Genomic DNA, 19,588 nt, shown 5'->3' with positions numbered 1-19,588 from the left:
ACGTGAAATGAGAGCTGAGGGTTTTTCCCTCTTTTAACTGAGTTTACCCACAAACATGAAATAGTGTCGACACTTAAGCCCAAAGATTGCCACCTTTATTAACCAGTCACTGTCGATCCGCCCAAATATTCACCACCAACCTCTCACAATTAGAATTTTAACTCTATTCAGATCGCTTTTTATCCAATTTAGAGTTTTACAAATATTTAATATTTTGTTTACACTTAACTGGTTAGACCTCTTACCTAAAACTTAATAACAATAAGTGATCTCTGAAAAGGAAATCGATCATGAACATATTGCTCTCCCTACTCGGCATGACCGTCATCTTAGGCGTCTGTCTTTACCATAGAGTTAGTCTGGTGCGTGCATTAGTTGTACTAACCTGCGCGATGATAGCACTCACACTGTTTGGCGGCGTCGCGATTACTGGTTGGCTTTGTTACCTATTAGCGGTAGCGATTTTTGCTGTACCGACTATTCGTCAAACCCTAGTAAGCCAAAAGGCGCTTTCTCTATTTAAGAAAGTTCTACCAGCAATGTCTCAGACAGAAAAAGAGGCTCTAGAAGCAGGCACTGTATGGTGGGAAGCAGAGCTATTCAAAGGCAAGCCTGAATGGAAAAAACTACAAAACATCGCCGATCCAAAACTCTCAGAAGCTGAACAAGCATTTTTAGATGGCCCGGTTAATGACGTGTGTGCAATGGTCAATGATTACCAAGTGACACATGAACTTGCTGATTTACCGTCGGAAGTATGGCAATACCTGAAGGACCATAAATTCTTCGCCATGATCATCAAGAAAAAATACGGCGGTTTAGAATTCTCAGCTTACGCTCAATCCTTGGTTCTACAAAAGCTAACTGGCGTGTCTAGTGTATTGTCATCAACCGTAGGCGTACCTAACTCATTAGGCCCCGGTGAACTATTGCAACACTACGGTACAGAAGAACAAAGAAACCACTACCTCCCACGTTTGGCAGAAGGTAAAGAGATCCCGTGTTTTGCCCTAACTAGCCCAGAAGCTGGTTCAGATGCCGGTTCAATCCCTGATTACGGCATTGTATGTAAAGGAGATTGGCAAGGCGAAGAAGTACTTGGAATGCGTTTAACATGGAACAAGCGTTATATCACTCTTGCTCCTGTCGCAACCGTTTTAGGGTTAGCCTTTAAACTACGTGACCCTGATGGTCTGCTTGGAGATAAACAAGATCTTGGTATTACTTGTGCGTTGATTCCAACGGATTTAAAAGGCGTCGAGATTGGCAACCGTCACTTTCCGCTTAACGTTCCGTTCCAAAATGGCCCAACGAAAGGCGACGACCTTTTTGTGCCTATCGACTTCATCATTGGTGGTCAGAAAATGGCAGGTCAAGGCTGGCGCATGCTGGTTGAGTGTTTGTCGGTTGGCCGTGGTATCACACTGCCTTCAAACTCGACAGGTGGCATTAAATCTGCGGCATTAGCTACAGGCGCTTACGCTCGCATTCGTCGTCAATTCAAGCAACCTATCGGCCGTATGGAAGGGGTTGAAGAACCACTGGCACGTCTAGCAGGAAACGCCTATGTAATGGATGCGGCAAGTAACCTAACCGTCGCAGGTATCGACCTTGGCGAAAAGCCTTCGGTTATCTCTGCAATCGTTAAGTATCATTGTACCCACCGTGGCCAACGCAGCATCATTGATGCGATGGATATCGTCGGCGGTAAGGGTATTTGTTTAGGTCCATCCAACTTCTTAGCGCGTGGTTACCAAGGTTCGCCTATCGCCATAACAGTTGAAGGTGCAAACATCCTAACTCGTTCAATGATCATCTACGGCCAAGGGGCGATTCGTTGTCACCCTTACGTACTTAACGAAATGGAAGCCGCTTATTCTGAAAGCAGCGATGCGCTTGATAAGTTTGATTCAGCGTTAGCAGGGCACGTTAGCTTTACTATGAGCAACCTAGTCCGCAGCTTGTGGTTTGGTTTAACCGATGGTCGTGGTTCAGATGCACCAACACCATTAAATAAAACAGATAAACAGACACAGCGCTACTACCAACAGCTTAACCGCTACAGTGCCAACCTAGCGCTACTTTCTGACATCTCAATGGCCGTTTTAGGGGGTTCATTGAAACGCAGAGAACGCCTATCAGCAAGACTGGGTGATATCCTGAGCCAACTCTACTTAGGTTCAGCAACACTGAAACGCTTTGAAAGCGAAGGCAGCCACGCTGAAGATCTACCGCTAGTACATTGGGGTATGCAAGACAGCCTAAGACAGACAGAAGTCGCTATTGATGAGTTTTTAGCAAACTTCCCTAGCCCTGTGATTGGTCGTTTACTTCGCGTTGTATTGATGCCATTTGGCCGTATTCGTCGCGCACCAAACGACAAGCTAGATAGCCAAGTAGCGCATATTATTCAAACGCCGAGCGAAACACGTTCACGTATCGGCCGTGGTCAATACTTAGAAGCAACTGAACATAACCCAGTAGGTAAGATTGAGAAAGCACTCGAAGTGATTCTTCAAGCTGAGCCACTGTTCGATAAAGTTTGTAAAGAAACGCATCAAAAACGCGCTTTCTTACGACTAGACCTTGTCGCTCAATTAGGGCTTGAGAAAGGCATCCTAACTGAGAAAGAAGCTGCGTTGCTTGTCAGTGCAGAGGAACACAGACTGTATACAATTAACGTTGACGACTTCTCTCCAGAAAAGCTTGCTGCAAAATCACAGTACCCAGATCAATCAATTGAGAACGTTGCCTAGCATCGATAACCAAGGCTAAACGAGACATTAAAATCGAACGGGTAGCTGAAGCAAACAAGCAATAAAAAACGGGACTCTTATGAGTCCCGTTTTTTTAATAACGACTATGATTCTTTACAATACCAACGCAAATCGGTCTTACACCAATGATTTATATGCCAATGCTCATACTTACAAAGACCATATAGATTGCAAGCTTACTTAGGTGCCTTTAACTGCATTTCTGGTTGAGCCTTTTTCTTCACTTTCACCTTTCGAACCACAAACCAAACCAACAAACCCAATAGAATCGCGATCACATTGCCCACCGCGATAATGACCATACTACGTTGCCTGTCATCTTCTCGCTTCTGAAGTATCATTAATTCTGCTGTGATACGCTTTTGCTCCTCAAGCGCTTCTGCTTGAAGGCGTCGTGACTCCGCTAAATCGATATCTTCAACAACGCTGTACGATTGCTCAGTAATTGGGAAAATCAGCGGACGCTGGCTTGAAGCATCAGTGGCATAAACCATCCCCGACCAGTTATAAATACCCAGTTCACCAGCGTAAGGTACCTCTAGAGACACTTTCATTGCATCAACCATAGCTTGGCCTTGTCTGTACATAACAAACTCATCAGGAGCCTTGTGCTCAACATGAACCGCCAAAGAGCTGGGCGCGATCATGCCTTGCTCGCCGGACACTACGATAGTATGAGGTAAACCCTCTTTGCGAGACTGGATAAAAGTAGTGGTAATGGGGGTTGGATACACGAGTACTTCTTGTTCTTGCGCTCGCAAAAACACGCCATTGCCAGAAGTAATACGCGCGCGGTATTTGCCCGGTTCAATATCAATAGGTAACGATACTGTGAATACGCCATCTCCGGCTTTTTCGTCTAAACCTGTACCGTCGTCGGCAAACTCTCCCATCACAACAGGGACCGGGCGCGCCTCTCTCACTAAAGACTCTTCGTTTTCGACAAACTTAGTAAACGTCACCTTGAGCTTCACGCGATCCAGAAAATCACGCAGAACAAGAGGTTTGCCATCTGAGGTCAAACGAGCGGTGAACTTGATGTGTTCGGTTTGATACAACTTATTTGGAAATTCGTTGGCATCCAAAACCAAATGAGACAATAGTTTAATGTTGTTCTTAGGTGAGACTTTACCTATCGCTTGCCAAGGGCCTGGCATTGGCTTATCAATAGAGACAATGTCCATAGATGATTCTTCGTACCAACGGACGTTATCAGCATTGCGCCAAGAGTAGTATTTCTTGCCATCAGGGCGAACCAAAACGACGGGTTTAGAGTTATCGGCTCGATAAATCACAAAGGTGACTTGTTCAATACTGGGATCAACGCGAAAACGGTTATCCAATAAACTCATTACGGATTCCGTTGCTGCATGTAAGCTAAAGCTTAACAGCAATAAGTAACCGGTAGCCAATACCCTTAACATACTTTCTCCCTACTGACGCCAAAGGCAGCTTCCGCTTTTCTCGACGAGGTCTAAACGATTTTGATGCGCTTCTACTTCATCGGCCGTAGCTCGTAAAACCTTTAGGGATTTTCGACCACTTTCTACTCTTCGTATACTTTCGGCTTCGCCTTCTTGTTGGCCAGCGTTAAATTGTAGCGAAGTTTGCCCACCCGTCATCAATAAGTAGACGTCGGCTAGGATCTCCGCATCGAGCAATGCGCCGTGGAGAGTACGGTGCGAGTTATCAATACCGTAACGGTCACATAAGATATCTAGGTTGTTTCTTTTACCTGGGAATATCTTCTTCGCCATTGCCAAGGTATCGGTGACTTTGCAGTAGTCATCCGTTTTACCTATCGCTGGATTAAGCTTCTCAAACTCATAGTCCATAAAACCCGTATCGAAGGGCGCATTATGAGCCACCAGCTCCGCACCTTTGATAAAGTCGAGAAACTCTTTATGTATATCTTGGTATTCAGGCTTATCAATCAAGAATTCATCGGTAATACCATGAACGCCAATCGCCTCTTCTTGAATCGCACGATCGGGCTTGATGTACACGTGGAAATGACGCCCGGTCAACCTACGGTTGATGATCTCTACTGCACCAATTTCAACGATGCGGTGGCCCATATAGTGAGGACCACCTTCTGTATTCATACCTGTGGTTTCGGTATCGAGTACAACAATGCGCTTATTTTCGTTCGAACTGTTTTTTTCGTTCGTGCTTTGTTCTGGAGTGCTACTGGTATTCATAAGGATAACTGTGTCAGACTATGCCGATAATGTGCTTGAGGTAATAGTATCAAATCATGACGAAACAAGTTGAAATTTTCACTGATGGTTCTTGTTTAGGTAACCCTGGTCCGGGTGGCTATGGTATCGTACTTCGCTACAAAAAAGTCGAAAAGACACTAGCAGAAGGCTTCACGCTAACAACCAATAACCGTATGGAAATGCTCGCCGCTGTTGTTGCTCTCCAAACCCTCAAAGAGCCTTGCTCTGTGATTTTGACCACCGATAGCCAATACGTACGCCAAGGTATCACACAGTGGATTCACAACTGGAAAAAGCGAGATTGGAAAACAGCTGATAAGAAACCTGTTAAAAACGCCGATCTTTGGCAAAGGCTTGATAAAGAAACTGCTCGTCACACCGTTGATTGGCGCTGGGTAAAAGGACATGCGGGACACAGAGAAAACGAAATGTGTGATGACCTAGCGCGAACTGCGGCTGAGAATCCAACTCAAGAGGATACTGGTTATCAACCAAGCTAATTATCTTAGTTCAATTCGATGTAACATTTGAACCAAGATAGTTTCTCGAACTGATTGATAACTTATTAAAGAAATTGATAATTTCTTAGCCCAATGAATAGATGAAAAGCCGACCTCTAGTCTAACACTGATCATTTAAGCATTTTCCTGATCAGTTGAACGATCCTGCAGATGGTTGACAATACCCTTAAGCACTTCTGTTTAAGGGTATTTTTTATGCTGTCACACTGGTTAATCGATGTTGACGATTTTGCTAATCCAGAATCTCTTTCTTTGTTCCAAAAAGACCTTCCGCTAGATTGGATAAACCAAGCTTTATCTGAAACGAACAAAGCGAGTATGCGTCGTAGAAAGTTACCTGCCGAACTTGTTGTATGGTTAGTCGTTGGTATTGGTCTCTATCGAGATAGACCGATTACCGATGTACTCGATAAACTCGACCTCAAATTGTCTAACTCATTGGGTGAGTCTATTGCACCTAGTGCGATTCCCCAGGCGAGAAAGCGCCTCACCGCTAAACCTTTAGAGTCATTATTCTCAATCACAGCAAAGCACTGGACACAGTCGGAAGATGCGGGTGATAAATGGAATGGTTTGAGCCTATTTTCAATTGATGGCACACAGTTTAGAACGCACGATAACCCAAGCTTAGCTGAGCATTATCAATATGTTTACTACCGAAAAGACAGGCACACTGAATATCCAATCGTTCGAATGTGCGCACTCACATCCCTACGGAGTCGACTTATTCATGATGTGGCTTTTGGGGAAAGTTCTAAAGGTGAAATTAGCTATGCAAAAGATTTAATTTCATCAGCTGTCCCGAATTCATTGACCATTTTTGACCGTTGCTACCTGAGCGCAGAGCTTATGCTTAACTGGCAACGAGAGCATGGGACAAGTCACTGGATGACGCCCATAAAGTCGAATGTGAAGTATGAAACCATCGAGCAACTCGATGATGATGGGCGAGATCTGATTGTAGAGATGAAAGTCTCTCCACAAGCTAGAAAGCAAGACCCGAGCCTCCCGGAAACGTGGAAAGCGAGGCTGGCTCTATACCCCGATGATGGTGAACAACAACCCAATCATATACAAGGGCTGCTGACTTCTCTAACAGATAGAAAATACAGTTTAAAATCATTATTAGACGTGTACTTCGAAAGGTGGGAAATCGAGAAGAGTTATGGCGAGATTAAGCATGACATGCTTGAAGATGAAATTCTGCTCCGCAGTCAATCTGTAGAGGGTGTAAAGCAAGAGGTATGGGGTATCCTTATCGCGTATAACTTAATCCGTCTGGAGATTAGCCGAATAGCAAAAGAGGCAGAAGTCTCACCACTTAGGATAAGCTTTACGATGGCACTTCGAGATATTCAAGATGAGCTAATGTGGTGTGCTATCGCTTCTCCAGGTTCTATTCCCAAAAAGCTGCGAGCTATGAGAGAGCGAGTGAAACGTTATATTTTGCCCGAAAAACAAAAACGGCCCAAAGGTAGGACCGTTCGTTTTAGTAAGACTCGCTACACTGTGCGATCTAAACACCTTAAATGATAGGTGTTGGACCTCTAGTCGGCTTTTTCTGTATTTAGCGGGTATGAAGCTTTGGCTGAATCCATTGTACGACGCGTATTGGTTCTAAAGCTCGCTCCAACAGGAGAAAAACGTCGTTTAAGGTGCCAATGAGGCTTAATCGGTTTGAGCGGATAAGTACGCTTGCGAGCAACAATAAAGTATTGGCTTCCCGCAAAGGATGCACAACCGCCCAAGCTATTCTCTAACCACGTCCACATCGCCTGATATTTACTCATCGGAAACAGCGCGTAGGTATCACAGTGGATCACTTCATAATTTAGTACACCTAACCAGTCTTTAACTCGACTTGGCGTATACATGCGCCCACTCCAAGGTAAACTGTTTCTTCGCCAAGGTAGTAAACTCGCAAGCCCAGTAAGACTAAACGGATTAAAGCCTGTGATGATAATATAGCCATCGTCCATCATCACTCGGTCAACTTCTCTCAATAACCTATGTGGGTCATTGCTATAATCTAATTGATGACTGAGCACCACAACATCAAAACTTTTCTCTAAAAAGGGTAAATTATAGCCATCCGCTATCACATTATGTAATGGGTTCTGGATATCTAGGTTTACTTGATGTTGAATGTTGCATGTGCAGCTAGAAATCTCACTACTGAGGCCGCCGAGCTTGAGCATGTGGTAACCAAAAAGCTTTGGACACCACTCATCGAGTCGAGTTTGAATTGATTCTCTCAACCAGTCCCCATTGTGCAACTGTGCCCAAGTGTAAGGACGCTCAAACTTCTTTCTGCTACGCGCTGGCTTCATCAATAATCTATCTCACTTATTCTGTCTCACTAAAAGTGACTGGAGATCCAATAATGTTACATATCAAAAGCATACCTGCATTTAACGATAATTACATCTGGCTGATTGAAAATAGCGATCGCCGTTGTGCTGTCGTCGACCCTGGTGATGCGGCTCCAGTATTAGAGTACTTGGCACATCATGAGCTAACTTTAGATGCAATCTTGATTACACACCACCACCATGATCACATTGGTGGCGTTCCAGAATTAGTAAGGCAACACCCTGGCGTTGATGTAGTGGGCCCAAAAAACGAACCGATCCCAACGTTGACTCACCCTGTCGACGATGGTGACCAGTTAGAGCTGTTTGGCGAAGTCTTTCTAGTACTTGGGCTCAGTGGACACACCGCAGGTCACATCGGTTATGTCGGTGATGCTAAGTTATTTTGTGGCGATGTATTGTTCTCAGCGGGTTGTGGTCGAATCATGGAAGGCACACCACAACAAATGTTTGACGCGCCGAATAAGATCACGGCACTTCCTCAAGAAACGGAAGTCTATTGTGCACACGAGTACACAGCAGCTAATGTCGCTTTCGCACTTGCCGTTGAACCTGATAACCAACATTTGCAGCAATATCGAGACCAAGTAAACCGACTGCGCGCTCAGAATAAGTCGACCATCCCCACAAATTTGAGACAAGAGAAGTTTGTGAACCCTTTCTTACGTTACACAGAGCCAAGTGTAGTTAAATCAGTATCTAATCGTACCGAGCAGACCGATCCTTTATCAGTCTTTACCGCTTTACGTGCGTGGAAGAACGAATTTTAACAAATCCATACTTGTCACTCATAGGGAGTGGCAAGTATTATCAGCAGCCGTTTATTAAAAAGGCTGTAACATGCGAGTTAAGTACAGCTGGGCTTTGGTATTACTACTTTCTGGTTGCCAATTAACTCAGTCAGAGAATCCAGACCAAGCTTCCGAGCAAACCAACACATCTCCTACTAAAGAAGTTTCTCAAACGAACGTTTCATCAGAAGCGACCAAAGAAGAATCCAAAGTTGAAGCACCTATCGTTACTCCACAAACACAAGAAGATGTTTGGAAACGCATTGCGATGCAACTTGAAATGGAAGTACCCGACGAAAAGAAAGTCGACTACTACCGAACTTGGTATCTAAAACACCCTAGTCACCTCAAAACCGTCTCACAACGTGCTGAACCTTTTCTTTATCTGATTACGACGAAGATTGAAGAAAAAGGGTTGCCATTAGAATTGGCACTATTGCCCGTTGTAGAAAGTTCTTTTGATGCGTTTGCCTACTCTCATGGCAGTGCTGCAGGACTATGGCAATTCATTTCTGGCACCGGCAAAGACTACGGGCTAGAACAGAACTTCTGGTATGACGGTCGTCGTGACGTAGCCGCTTCTACCGATGCGGCATTGGATTTCCTTTCGGACCTAAATAGACGCTTTGATGGCGATTGGAACCATGCGATTGCGGCCTACAATAGTGGTGGCGGTCGAGTAAACAGCGCAATTCGTAAGAACAAGAAACTAGGTAAACCAATCGACTTCTTCTCTCTAGATTTACCAAAAGAGACCAGCAGCTATGTTCCTAAGCTACTCGCGCTGGCTGATGTAATCGCAAATCAAGAGAAATATGGAATTGATATTCCAGCTATTCCTAACAAACCCGTATTAACTCTGGTGAACCCAGATGAACAGCTCGATCTCGCGATTGCTGCTAGCTACGCAGGTATTCCAGTTAAAGAACTGCAAGGCTACAATCCGGCTTATAACCAGTGGGCGACGGCACCAGAAAAACATCAGCAATTATTGCTTCCTCTAAGCTCTGTTGAGAAGTTCAACAAAGAAGTGGCAGCTAATAAAGGCAAAGGTATGAAATTGGTGCGCTATAAAGTGCAATCTGGCGATAGCATCAGCGTACTGGCGAGTAAATACAGCACCACCAGTAAAGTGATTCGCTCTGCAAACGGGATGAGCAACAACAATATCCGTATTGGTCAGCACCTGCTTATCCCAACCTCAACCAAAGACGACAAAACATATGCACTAAGCGCTTCAAACCGCCTAGCTAACACACAGTCGAAGAGTCGCGGCCAATATAAGCTCAGTCATACAGTAAAAAGTGGTGACAGCTTATGGACGATTGCGCGCGCAAACAAAGTCTCTCACCAATCGCTGGCTAAGTGGAATGGTATGGGGCCACGCGACACACTTCGAGTTGGTCAAGAACTGGTCATCTGGAAGAATAGTTCAGACGGCTCTATCATCCGCACTGTCTTCTATAACGTAAGATCAGGTGACACAGTCAGCGGTATTGCATCAAAGTTCAAAGTAAAAAGTGCAGATGTTGTAAAATGGAACACTTTGCAGAACAAGAAATACCTACAGCCAGGACAAAAACTGAAGCTGTATGTTGATGTAACTAAGGTAAGTGTATGAACCCGTCAAGCAACCCACTCGTCATGCTGTTGGATATTTTCCGTTCACCAACGGCTTGTTTCTTAGCGCTTTATCAACGAAGTGCTTGGGGATGGCAACCCTACGTCGTATTAATACTCAGCCCATTTTTATTTTGGGGTGCCTATTTTTCAAATGTAGATTTTGCATGGTTAAGTTCAGAATTGTCACAGCAACTGGCTGAAACTAATCCTGACCAATTGGCGTTACTTGACAGCAATACTCTACTCGCGAGCGAAATCATCAGTGATGTATTTGGCCGTACACTAAGCATTGCTCTGTTGGCATTCTGGTTTAACCTCGCAACAAAGCCAAGCCAACATCAGCATAGTTACTGGAGATGGTTTGCCGCTTCATCGGTTGTGATGTTCCCTGCGGTTTTAGGTGATGTAGCAAGCTACGCAAGCCTACTCCTCAAACATGGACAGGTGATGAGCTACGCCGCTGACTTGAACAGCTTAAACGGCTTAATCAAGTTACCACTAACCAATGACTGGTCACAGTTCGCGAGCTCATTACCGCTTTTGTTACCTTGGTACATCGTGCTAGGTTATGCAGCAGTGCTGACGTGGACTGAATTTGAACGCGGACAAGCACTGGTCATCTCTGGTTTGCCATGGGTTGGTTACTACCTAATCTGGGCTCTCTACATTTTAATATTCTAAGCTTGAGTCGATAAAATAAAGGCTAGAGGATACTCACTAGTCTATTTGTTTCATTAGCTAATTATTAAAAGTAACCACTGTGCAAATAGCTAATTGCCATTGGCTTGTTACTATCTAGCCTTAAAGGTCACTCGCATTGGGTTATGATCAGAAGCGTCCGTAATGGGCGCTTTTGCTTTTTCTACCTCTAACCCTCGATAGAACACGTGGTCAAGCACCAAACCTGTCATAAACTGAGTTCGGTTATCAGGGTCAAAAACAACCTCGGTCAGACCAACTTTTTCCAACGCCTCTTTCAATACCGCAAAGCGAGCTTCGCTCCAGCTGTTAAAATCGCCAGCAAAAATGACTGGTCCGCGATATTTTTGCAGGTTATCGGTTAGGCTTTTAAGCTGAGCTTTATAATCTTCGGTGCCAAACGTAAAGTTCACGGCATGGATATTAATGACGGCAAGCTCTTCTCCATTACTTAACTGATAGCGAGACCAAAGTGCAGATTTAGGCAGTTGAAGCCAAGGCTCTTCATGAGTATATGCACAAGCTTCGATCGGTAAATGGGTCGCTAGACTAAGCACACCCGCACTTTGTTCAAAGACTTCAAACGCATTAACACGAGTACTTCCCCACTGTCCGCTTGTCACCCATTGACTAAGCTCTTTAGTCATACGTGCTTCTTGTAACAACACTAAATCACTTCCCTCCGTCAATTGATTCAGTTCATTCTGCCAGTTATTGCGGTTTTGCTTGTAGATATTCCACACAATTAGGCTCAATCCGTCTGAAACATCAATCGATTTAGGTAGTGAATTTTGATAGCAACTATAGGTATCGTTACTGGTGCTATAAGAGGAAGTAACCAGATTAGGTTTTTGAGGAATAACGAAGATAAGATGAAAACTAGCAACAACAAGTGTTATCAAAACTGCGATAACAATGATGGTTTTCTTAAACATACAACACCCACCAGAAATGAAAAAGGAGCGATAAGCGCTCCTTTTAGGGTAGTCGTTTTTTTATACAGCGTCTTCGTCTTCTTCGCCAGTACGAATACGTACCACACGTTCAACATCAGTAATGAAGATCTTACCGTCACCAATCTTACCGGTTTGAGCCGTTTCGATAATGGTATCTACGCATTGATCCGCAACTTCATCAGTCACGACAATTTCTAATTTCACTTTTGGCAAAAAGTCGACCATATACTCTGCGCCACGGTATAGCTCAGTATGACCTTTCTGACGTCCGAAACCTTTTACTTCAGATACAGTCATACCTGTAATGCCAACTTCTGCAAGTGCTTCACGTACATCATCAAGCTTAAATGGCTTGATAATCGCTTCAATCTTTTTCATGTTCATCCCTTAAACTGTACGAATAGCTCATTATCGGTTAGCTATTGTAAACATTCAATGAAAAAAGCCAGAGCTTTAAAGCTCTGGCTCGAAATTTATCATCTTGTTTAATTAGCGCTTTGAGGAAACTTTATTTAAGGCTTGCATAGTAAGCAGCTAGGTTCGCGATATCATCATCACTTAACATTGAAGCTTGAGCTTGCATTACAGCTGCTAAGCCGCCATTACGTTGCTTTGTTTTGTACGCGTTAATTGATGACACAATATACTGTTCATTTTGTCCCTTGAGATTCGGGTAACCGGGGATGACAGCGATTCCATCTGCACCATGACATGCTGCACAGATTGCGGCTTTAGCTTGACCTGCGGCAACATCCCCTGCCAGAGCATTACCACTCAATAGTCCAAATCCAATAACTAATCCTAGTGTAATTTTCTTCATTGCATATTCCATTAATTATTTTTATTAAAGTAACGTCAAATTGTGACACAAACTTTTTTTACTTGCTCCAAAGCGCTTCACAATCTTGACCTTCGTAGTTTTTATCTACGAATAAGCCTAAAACTGCGATCACTCGATCACCATCCATTAATATTGGTGTTCGACGTCGTAACCAACTTGGTACCTGATACTCTTGAAAGAGCTTCTTAAGCTTTCTGCTATGCCCGCGTCCAACAGGGTGAGCCGATAATCCTTCCGGATTAAAAATCACCCTTAGTGTTACGCTTTTATCCGACAAACTAAAGCTTTGCAAATCACGGTTGCTAGATACGCCCTCACTCATCGCTGAACTTAAGTGTAGCTCCCCTAAACCATCAGGCAGAACTAAGCTACCTTCCGCTGAAATATCACTTTGCCAGCTCGACAAATCTTGGGTGTCTTGTACCAAATAGAGCTGGTTATTAAAACGCCTAATCTCAACATCATTCAACACCAGCTTAGGATTGGCATCTGCCTGAGCGCAGGCTACCTCATCCCAAATAAGTTTTAGCTGCTTTTGGCTCGGCATAGGTTGATTGCAATGGTTCAACCACATTCTTAGCAAGCGTGCGCGCAGTAAATCAGAATGCTGAGATAAGGCCTCAATGCTTAGGCTTAGGCTTAGGCTCTTACTGCCCCTCAAAGCTTGCTGAAAGTGAGACTCAAGCAGTTCATCGAGTAGAAACTCTTGTTCTGCGCACAGTTGAGCGCTGCGACTGACCGACTCTCGAAAACTAGGCCATCGTTCAATTAATGTCGGCGTAACTTGGTGACGAATAAAATTACGGTCATAGCGCAGGTCTTGATTACTCTCATCTTCGACCCAAGTTAAACCCATATTATGAGCTGATGTTTCAATATCTGAGCGGGTCACCGACAGCAGAGGACGAAGCATGAAAGCTTTCCCAAACGGCATAATCTTCGCCATAGAAGAGAGTCCTTTTGGGCCACTTCCACGTTTTAACGCTAACAAGAAAGTCTCAAGTTGGTCATCAATGTGCTGACCCGTGACTAACACATCACCCGATCTGACATGCTGCTCAAAAGCTTTATATCGAGCGTCTCGCGCAAGCTTTTCAACGCTCTCGCCACTATTAAGATCTAATGATACTCGCTCTACAGCCAAAGATACCGACAACACATCACACCATGCTTGGCATCGTTCTACCCAGTAGTCGGCGTTTTCGCTTAGGCCATGGTGAACATGTACCGCACGACACTCAATGTCATGCGTTTGCGCGTACTGTGCCGCTAACTCTAACAAAACTCGAGAATCAACACCGCCACTGAAAGCCACGATCAATCTACTAGGCTTAAGTGCGCTTTGATGAAGTGCCGATGTAAAGGTTTTGATTAAGTGAGTCATGAGCGAGTGAACCATGAGAGTAGGTTTGACGGGGTATGTTCTAATAATAAAAAAGGGTTGGCACTGAGTCCAACCCTTTCATCATCTTGTTACTTGAAGCTGCCTCATTTCAAGGCACGCTTATCAGCAGTAACCGTAGCTCATTAGACGCTGGTAACGACGCTCAAGAAGCGCTTCATTATCAAACTGCTCTAGCTCTTCTAGTTGTTTGACTAGCATGTCTTTCATGTTCTGAGCAGTTTGTACTGGATCGCGGTGCGCGCCACCTAGAGGCTCAGGAATGATTTCGTCGATAAGTTCAAGCTCTTTAAGACGAGGAGCAACTAGACCCATTGCTTCTGCAGCTTGTGGCGCTTTATCTGAATCACGCCATAGGATTGAAGCACAGCCTTCTGGAGATATTACTGAGTACGTAGAGTACTGAAGCATGTTCACGTAATCACCAACGCCGATCGCTAGTGCACCACCAGAACCGCCTTCACCGACAACGTTACAGATAACTGGTACAGATAGACCAGCCATTACCTTTAGATTTTTTGCGATAGCTTCAGATTGGCCACGCTCTTCAGCACCAACACCAGGGTATGCACCCGCCGTGTCGATGAAAGTAATAATTGGCATGTTGAAACGCTCAGCCGTTTCCATTAAGCGAAGAGCCTTACGGTAACCCTCAGGCTTTGGCATACCAAAGTTACGGATCACTTTTTCTTTGGTCTCGCGACCTTTTTGATGACCAATAACCATAACAGGACGGCCATTTAGACGAGCCATACCACCCACAATTGCTTTATCGTCAGCGTAAGCGCGATCACCCGCCATCTCTTCAAATTCTGTGAATGCATGCTCCAGGTAATCTTTGGTATAAGGACGTTGAGGGTGGCGAGCAAGTTGAGCCACCTGCCACGCACCTAAGTCACTAAAGATTTTCTGTTTAAGCTCTAAGCTTTTTTTCTCTAGTTGTTCGATTTCTTTGTCTAGATCTACCGCTGCGTCACCACCGTGACGAGAAACGTCACGTAGCGCTTCGATTTTTGCTTCAAGTTCAGCGATAGGCTTTTCAAATTCTAGAAAGTTCAGGCTCATCTATGAATCCTTGTTGATTCAGCTCCACGTTAGCGAAGCTAAATTTTAGTTAAATTCGAGTTCTACTTGGCTATTTCCAAGCAGCTGTTTTAATTCGTCTAGTAATGTATCACTTGGCGTCACACGCCATTCTGTGCCCAATGTTAACCGCGCTCTAGCGTCGGCACGTTGGTAGTATACATTGACTGGGACCGTTCCGGCTCTATAAGGTTCTAAGATTTGACCAAAGCGTTCAAAAAATTGACCATTAATCTGGGATTGATCGATAGATATCGATACCCCACGAGCATATTTTTCACGGGCGCTTCCTAAGTCCATGACCTCGCGCGCGGACATTTTAAGCCCACCGTTGAAGTCATCAAAGCTGACCTGTCCAGAAACGACCACAATTTTGTCTTTTTCGAGCAATTCTGCGTAGCGATCGAGTGCATCAGAGAACAACATCACTTCCATTCGGCCAGATCGGTCATCAAGTGTCATTAAACCGATTCGTGTACCGCGTTTCGTGGTCATGACCCTAGCAGCAATGACCAAGCCTGCAATCGTTAATGATTGGTCACGACGCGTTGGCGTAGCATCTTTCAAACGACAGCTGGTGTATTTTGCTAACTCTTTGATGTAAGCATTCACCGGGTGACCCGTTAAATACAAACCCAGTGTTTCTCGCTCACCTTCAAGCCAAACTTTTTCAGGCCATTTAGGTACTTGAGTATACTTGTGTTCAACCTCTTCTGGAGCATCAGTCAACACACCAAACATGTCGGATTGACCAAACGACTCAGCATGGTGATGTTGGCTTGCAGCCTTAACTGCATCTTTCAATGACGCCATCATCGCAGCACGGTGAGGACCTAATCTATCTAAGGCTCCAGATAGAATCAACTTTTCGATAACACGTTTGTTAACCTTCTTCAGATCAAGACGCGCACAGAAGTCGAATAAATCTTTAAAGTAACCGCCCTTATTGCGCGCTTCAATAATCGCTTCAATAGGGCCTTCACCCACCCCTTTTATCGCACCAATACCATAAACAATCGCTCCGTCTTCATCGACATTGAATCGGTATAGGCCTGAATTGATATCAGGTGGAAGAAGCTTAAGCTTCATACGGAAACACTCATCAACAAGGCCAATAACCTTCTCCGTGTTGTCCATATCTGCGGTCATTACCGCCGCCATAAATTCCGCTGGGTAGTGCGTTTTCAGCCATAGTGTTTGATAAGAAACCAATGCGTAGGCAGCCGAGTGAGATTTGTTGAAGCCGTAGCCCGCAAACTTCTCTACCAAGTCAAAGATCTTCATGGCCAATTCGCCATCAACACCGTTAGCTTCAGCACCCTCTTTAAAGGTACCGCGCTGTTTTGCCATCTCTTCAGGCTTTTTCTTACCCATCGCACGACGCAGCATATCGGCTCCACCAAGCGTATAACCCGCCAGAATCTGAGCGATTTGCATTACCTGTTCTTGATACAGGATGATGCCGTAAGTCGGTTCTAATGTTTCTTTTAACGACTCGTGTTGCCACGTTTCATCGGGGTAAGATACTGCTTCTCGTCCATGTTTACGGTCGATAAAGTTATCTACCATACCTGATTGAAGAGGGCCCGGACGGAACAAGGCCACTAATGCGATGATATCTTCAAAACAGTCGGGCTGTAGACGCTTGATCAGGTCTTTCATACCGCGAGATTCCAGCTGGAATACCGCCGTCGTTTCAGAATTTTGTAATAAGTTAAACGACGCTTGGTCATCAAGAGGAATCGACTCGATACGAACCGGATCTTTACCCTCTTTTGCCAAACGTGGATTCACTAAGCCCAATGCCCAATCGATAATAGTTAAGGTACGCAACCCCAAGAAGTCAAACTTAACCAAGCCAGCGGTTTCTACGTCATTCTTATCGAATTGCGTTACTGGGAAGTTACCTTCCGCATCGGCATAAATAGGTGCAAAGTCAGTAATCGTGGTGGGTGAGATTACAACCCCCCCAGCGTGCTTACCAGCGTTTCGTGTACAACCTTCTAGAATTCGACATTTATCAATCAGCTCACGAACTTCTTCATCACCATCATAGAGTTCAGGTAATGCGGGTTCAGCGAGGAAGGCTTTCTCTAGCGTCATACCCGGGTCAGGCGGAACTAGCTTAGAAATTCGGTCAACAAAGCCAAATGGGTGGCCTAACACACGACCTACATCTCGAATTACCGCTTTCGCTGCCATGGTACCGAAGGTGATGATCTGCGAAACAGCATCACGGCCATACATTTCTGCAACGTGATCAATGACTTGGTCACGCTTATCCATACAGAAATCGATATCAAAATCGGGCATCGATACACGTTCTGGGTTCAAGAAACGTTCAAAAAGTAGATCGTATTCAAGTGGGTCAAGATCGGTGATATCCAATGCATAAGCCACCAAAGAACCAGCACCAGAACCACGGCCAGGACCAACAGGTACATCGTTGTCTTTGGACCACTGGATGAACTCCATAACAATCAAGAAGTAGCCTGGGAACCCCATGTTATTGACAACTTCAAGTTCAATTTTGAGGCGCTCATCGTACTCAGGCCTACGCTCTGCTCGGATTTTTTCGTCAGGGAATAGAAACTCTAAACGACGCTCAAGACCTTCTTCTGACTTCTTAATCAGGAAGTCTTCAATCGCTAAACCTTCGGTTGGGAAGTTAGGCAAGAAGTATTCGCCAAGGCGAACGGTTACATTACAACGCTTAGCAATCTCGACACTGTTTTCCAGAGCTTCAGGGATATCAGAGAACAACTCGCACATCTCTTCTTCGCTACGAAGGTATTGCTGTGCGCTGTAGTTTTTTGGTCGACGTGGATCAACCATTGTAAAACCGTCGTGGATCGCTACGCGGATTTCGTGAGCGTCAAAAAGATCTTCGGTTAGGAACACCACTTCATTCGTCGCAACAACAGGCAAATCTTCTTGCTCTGCCAGTTCTAATGCAAAGTGCAGGTAAGACTCTTCATCCGGACGCCCGGTACGAATAAGCTCAAGGTAAAAACGATCTGCGAAATACGTTTTGTAAAACTCAACGCTGCTCGCGACAAGTTCACGGTTACCTTTCAGTAACGCTTTGCCAATCTCACCATCTTTGGCACCCGATAAAATAATCAGGCCTTCTGCATGCTCAATTAACCATTCTTTATCGAGAACAGGTTGATGCTGTACATGACCACGAAGATAGGCCTTCGAGATCAATAAAGTAAGGTTGTTGTAACCCTTGTTATCCGTGGCCAGTATTGTCAACTTTGTTAACTCGTCACCAAATTCTGGAGACTGCATAACGAAGTCCGCACCAATAATAGGTTTAACCCCACACCCATGGGCAGTACCGTAAAACTTAACCAAGCCACAAAGGTTGGTAAAGTCGGTAAGTGCTAGAGCAGGCATACCCATTTCAGCTACTTTTTTTACTAATGGTGGCACCTTAGATAGGCCATCCACCATCGAAAAGTCACTGTGTACGCGTAGGTGAACAAATTTTGGATCTGACATTATTTTTCCTGAGTTCTAGGCTCAAGCCTAGGATTACAACTGTGTGTATTCTATTTTTTTCTGCCGCAAATAGGCAACTTTATTCGCTGCTACGTTTAAATCAATACGAAGCCCTAATCAATATAAAGCTCGAACCAATTTAAAGCGTTGGCCAAAGCACGTTAATCGATACCTAAAATACGTTTTACTGGTTTGAAGCTCTTACGGTAATGTTCGGTTACGCCGTGTTTTTCAATTGCTTCGAAATGCGCTTTAGTTGGGTAACCTTTATGTTTAGCGAAACCAAATTCGGGATGGATCTTATCAAGTTCTTCCATCTCTTGATCACGGACCACTTTAGCAATAATAGACGCCGCACTGATTTCAGCGACTCGTAAGTCACCCTTTACAATAGCCATACCGTCCATCGGCAGTTCAGGAACACGGTTACCATCGATTAATGCCATATCGGGCTGAATATTAAGTCCGGCAATGGCACGCTGCATCGCTACCATGGTTGCTTGCAGAATATTAAGTTCATCAATCTCTTGAGGAGAACAGCGACCAACAGACCACGCCAACGCTTTTTCTTTGATTTCAGGAAGTAAAGCAAGGCGTTTTTTTTCAGACAGTTTTTTGGAGTCGTTCAAGCCTTCAATTGGATTATTTGGATCAAGAATAACCGCAGCCGTCACTACATCACCAACCAATGGCCCACGCCCCACTTCATCCACACCAGCAAACAACTGGTAACCCTCAGGATACTCAAAAGGAGGAAGTTCTTTTTTCTCTTTTACTGCCATAATTATTCTCTT

16 protein-coding genes are annotated in these 19,588 nt (G+C 44.5%); 6 read left to right on the top strand and 10 right to left on the bottom strand.

What is annotated here, in order from left to right; translation table 11 throughout:
- Positions 1–290: 290 nt before the first annotated feature.
- Positions 291–2,756 (top strand): acyl-CoA dehydrogenase FadE, encoded by a 2,466-nt coding sequence (gene fadE, locus OCW38_RS03825; protein ID WP_065100262.1) that lies wholly within the window; start codon positions 291–293, stop codon positions 2,754–2,756.
- A 197-nt stretch (positions 2,757–2,953) separates the two neighbouring features.
- Here fadE and OCW38_RS03820 read toward each other — a convergent pair whose 3' ends face one another.
- Together OCW38_RS03820 and dnaQ are read right to left on the bottom strand one after the other, a co-directional pair.
- A complete protein-coding gene (locus OCW38_RS03820; RefSeq protein WP_065100263.1) occupies positions 2,954–4,201 on the bottom strand; it encodes a TIGR03503 family protein in 1,248 nt (415 codons plus the stop codon).
- A 9-nt stretch (positions 4,202–4,210) separates the two neighbouring features.
- Positions 4,211–4,978, bottom strand: a complete 768-nt coding sequence (gene dnaQ, locus OCW38_RS03815; RefSeq protein ID WP_010436546.1) for a DNA polymerase III subunit epsilon — start codon at positions 4,976–4,978, stop codon at positions 4,211–4,213.
- A gap of 56 nt (positions 4,979–5,034) precedes the next feature.
- On the opposite strand from dnaQ, the gene rnhA reads away from it, so the two are divergent.
- Positions 5,035–5,499, top strand: coding sequence for a ribonuclease HI (rnhA, locus tag OCW38_RS03810; protein WP_010436543.1), 465 nt, complete (start codon positions 5,035–5,037; stop codon positions 5,497–5,499).
- 216 nt (positions 5,500–5,715) lie between these two features.
- Positions 5,716–7,053 (top strand): IS4 family transposase, encoded by a 1,338-nt coding sequence (locus OCW38_RS03805; RefSeq protein ID WP_261893540.1) that lies wholly within the window; start codon positions 5,716–5,718, stop codon positions 7,051–7,053.
- Positions 7,054–7,067: 14 nt separating this feature from the next.
- Here OCW38_RS03805 and OCW38_RS03800 read toward each other — a convergent pair whose 3' ends face one another.
- Positions 7,068–7,850 (bottom strand): class I SAM-dependent methyltransferase, encoded by a 783-nt coding sequence (locus OCW38_RS03800; RefSeq protein WP_010436540.1) that lies wholly within the window; start codon positions 7,848–7,850, stop codon positions 7,068–7,070.
- Between the two features lie 53 nt (positions 7,851–7,903).
- On the opposite strand from OCW38_RS03800, the gene gloB reads away from it, so the two are divergent.
- From gloB to OCW38_RS03785, 3 genes are all read left to right on the top strand, one after another.
- Positions 7,904–8,662: a hydroxyacylglutathione hydrolase gene (gene gloB / locus OCW38_RS03795; protein ID WP_261895144.1), complete on the top strand. Its 759-nt coding sequence runs from the start codon at positions 7,904–7,906 to the stop codon at positions 8,660–8,662.
- A 70-nt stretch (positions 8,663–8,732) separates the two neighbouring features.
- Entirely contained in the window at positions 8,733–10,304 is a 1,572-nt protein-coding gene (locus tag OCW38_RS03790; protein ID WP_010436536.1) for a LysM peptidoglycan-binding domain-containing protein, read from the top strand.
- Entirely contained in the window at positions 10,301–10,987 is a 687-nt protein-coding gene (locus OCW38_RS03785) for a YIP1 family protein (RefSeq protein ID WP_010436533.1), read from the top strand. The genes OCW38_RS03790 and OCW38_RS03785 overlap by 4 nt, the downstream gene beginning before the upstream one ends.
- A gap of 110 nt (positions 10,988–11,097) precedes the next feature.
- Here the strand turns inward: OCW38_RS03785 and OCW38_RS03780 are convergent, their stop codons facing one another.
- The 7 genes from OCW38_RS03780 to rnhB form a co-directional block, all read right to left on the bottom strand.
- Complete coding sequence (locus OCW38_RS03780; RefSeq protein ID WP_010436530.1) at positions 11,098–11,940, bottom strand: endonuclease/exonuclease/phosphatase family protein; 843 nt, start codon at positions 11,938–11,940, stop codon at positions 11,098–11,100.
- Positions 11,941–12,000: 60 nt separating this feature from the next.
- Complete coding sequence (glnB, locus tag OCW38_RS03775) at positions 12,001–12,339, bottom strand: nitrogen regulatory protein P-II (protein ID WP_004738609.1); 339 nt, start codon at positions 12,337–12,339, stop codon at positions 12,001–12,003.
- 130 nt (positions 12,340–12,469) lie between these two features.
- Positions 12,470–12,781 carry a c-type cytochrome gene (locus OCW38_RS03770; RefSeq protein WP_010436524.1) on the bottom strand — a complete coding sequence of 104 codons (312 nt, stop codon included), beginning with the start codon at positions 12,779–12,781 and terminating at the stop codon, positions 12,470–12,472.
- Positions 12,782–12,839: 58 nt separating this feature from the next.
- The gene (gene tilS, locus OCW38_RS03765) at positions 12,840–14,186 is read right to left on the bottom strand and encodes a tRNA lysidine(34) synthetase TilS (RefSeq protein ID WP_016795152.1); all 1,347 of its coding nucleotides are present in this window, start codon (positions 14,184–14,186) and stop codon (positions 12,840–12,842) included.
- Positions 14,187–14,309: 123 nt separating this feature from the next.
- The gene (gene accA / locus OCW38_RS03760; RefSeq protein WP_010436520.1) at positions 14,310–15,269 is read right to left on the bottom strand and encodes an acetyl-CoA carboxylase carboxyl transferase subunit alpha; all 960 of its coding nucleotides are present in this window, start codon (positions 15,267–15,269) and stop codon (positions 14,310–14,312) included.
- A 45-nt stretch (positions 15,270–15,314) separates the two neighbouring features.
- Complete coding sequence (gene dnaE / locus OCW38_RS03755) at positions 15,315–18,794, bottom strand: DNA polymerase III subunit alpha (protein WP_010436518.1); 3,480 nt, start codon at positions 18,792–18,794, stop codon at positions 15,315–15,317.
- Between the two features lie 161 nt (positions 18,795–18,955).
- The gene (gene rnhB / locus OCW38_RS03750) at positions 18,956–19,576 is read right to left on the bottom strand and encodes a ribonuclease HII (protein WP_016785005.1); all 621 of its coding nucleotides are present in this window, start codon (positions 19,574–19,576) and stop codon (positions 18,956–18,958) included.
- Between the last annotated feature and the right edge of the window lie 12 nt (positions 19,577–19,588).

This window comes from Vibrio cyclitrophicus, from assembly GCF_024347435.1.
GTDB classification, from domain to species: domain Bacteria; phylum Pseudomonadota; class Gammaproteobacteria; order Enterobacterales; family Vibrionaceae; genus Vibrio; species Vibrio cyclitrophicus.
Note: the sequence above shows the minus strand (reverse complement) of the source record. Positions and strands in the feature narration are given on the sequence as shown.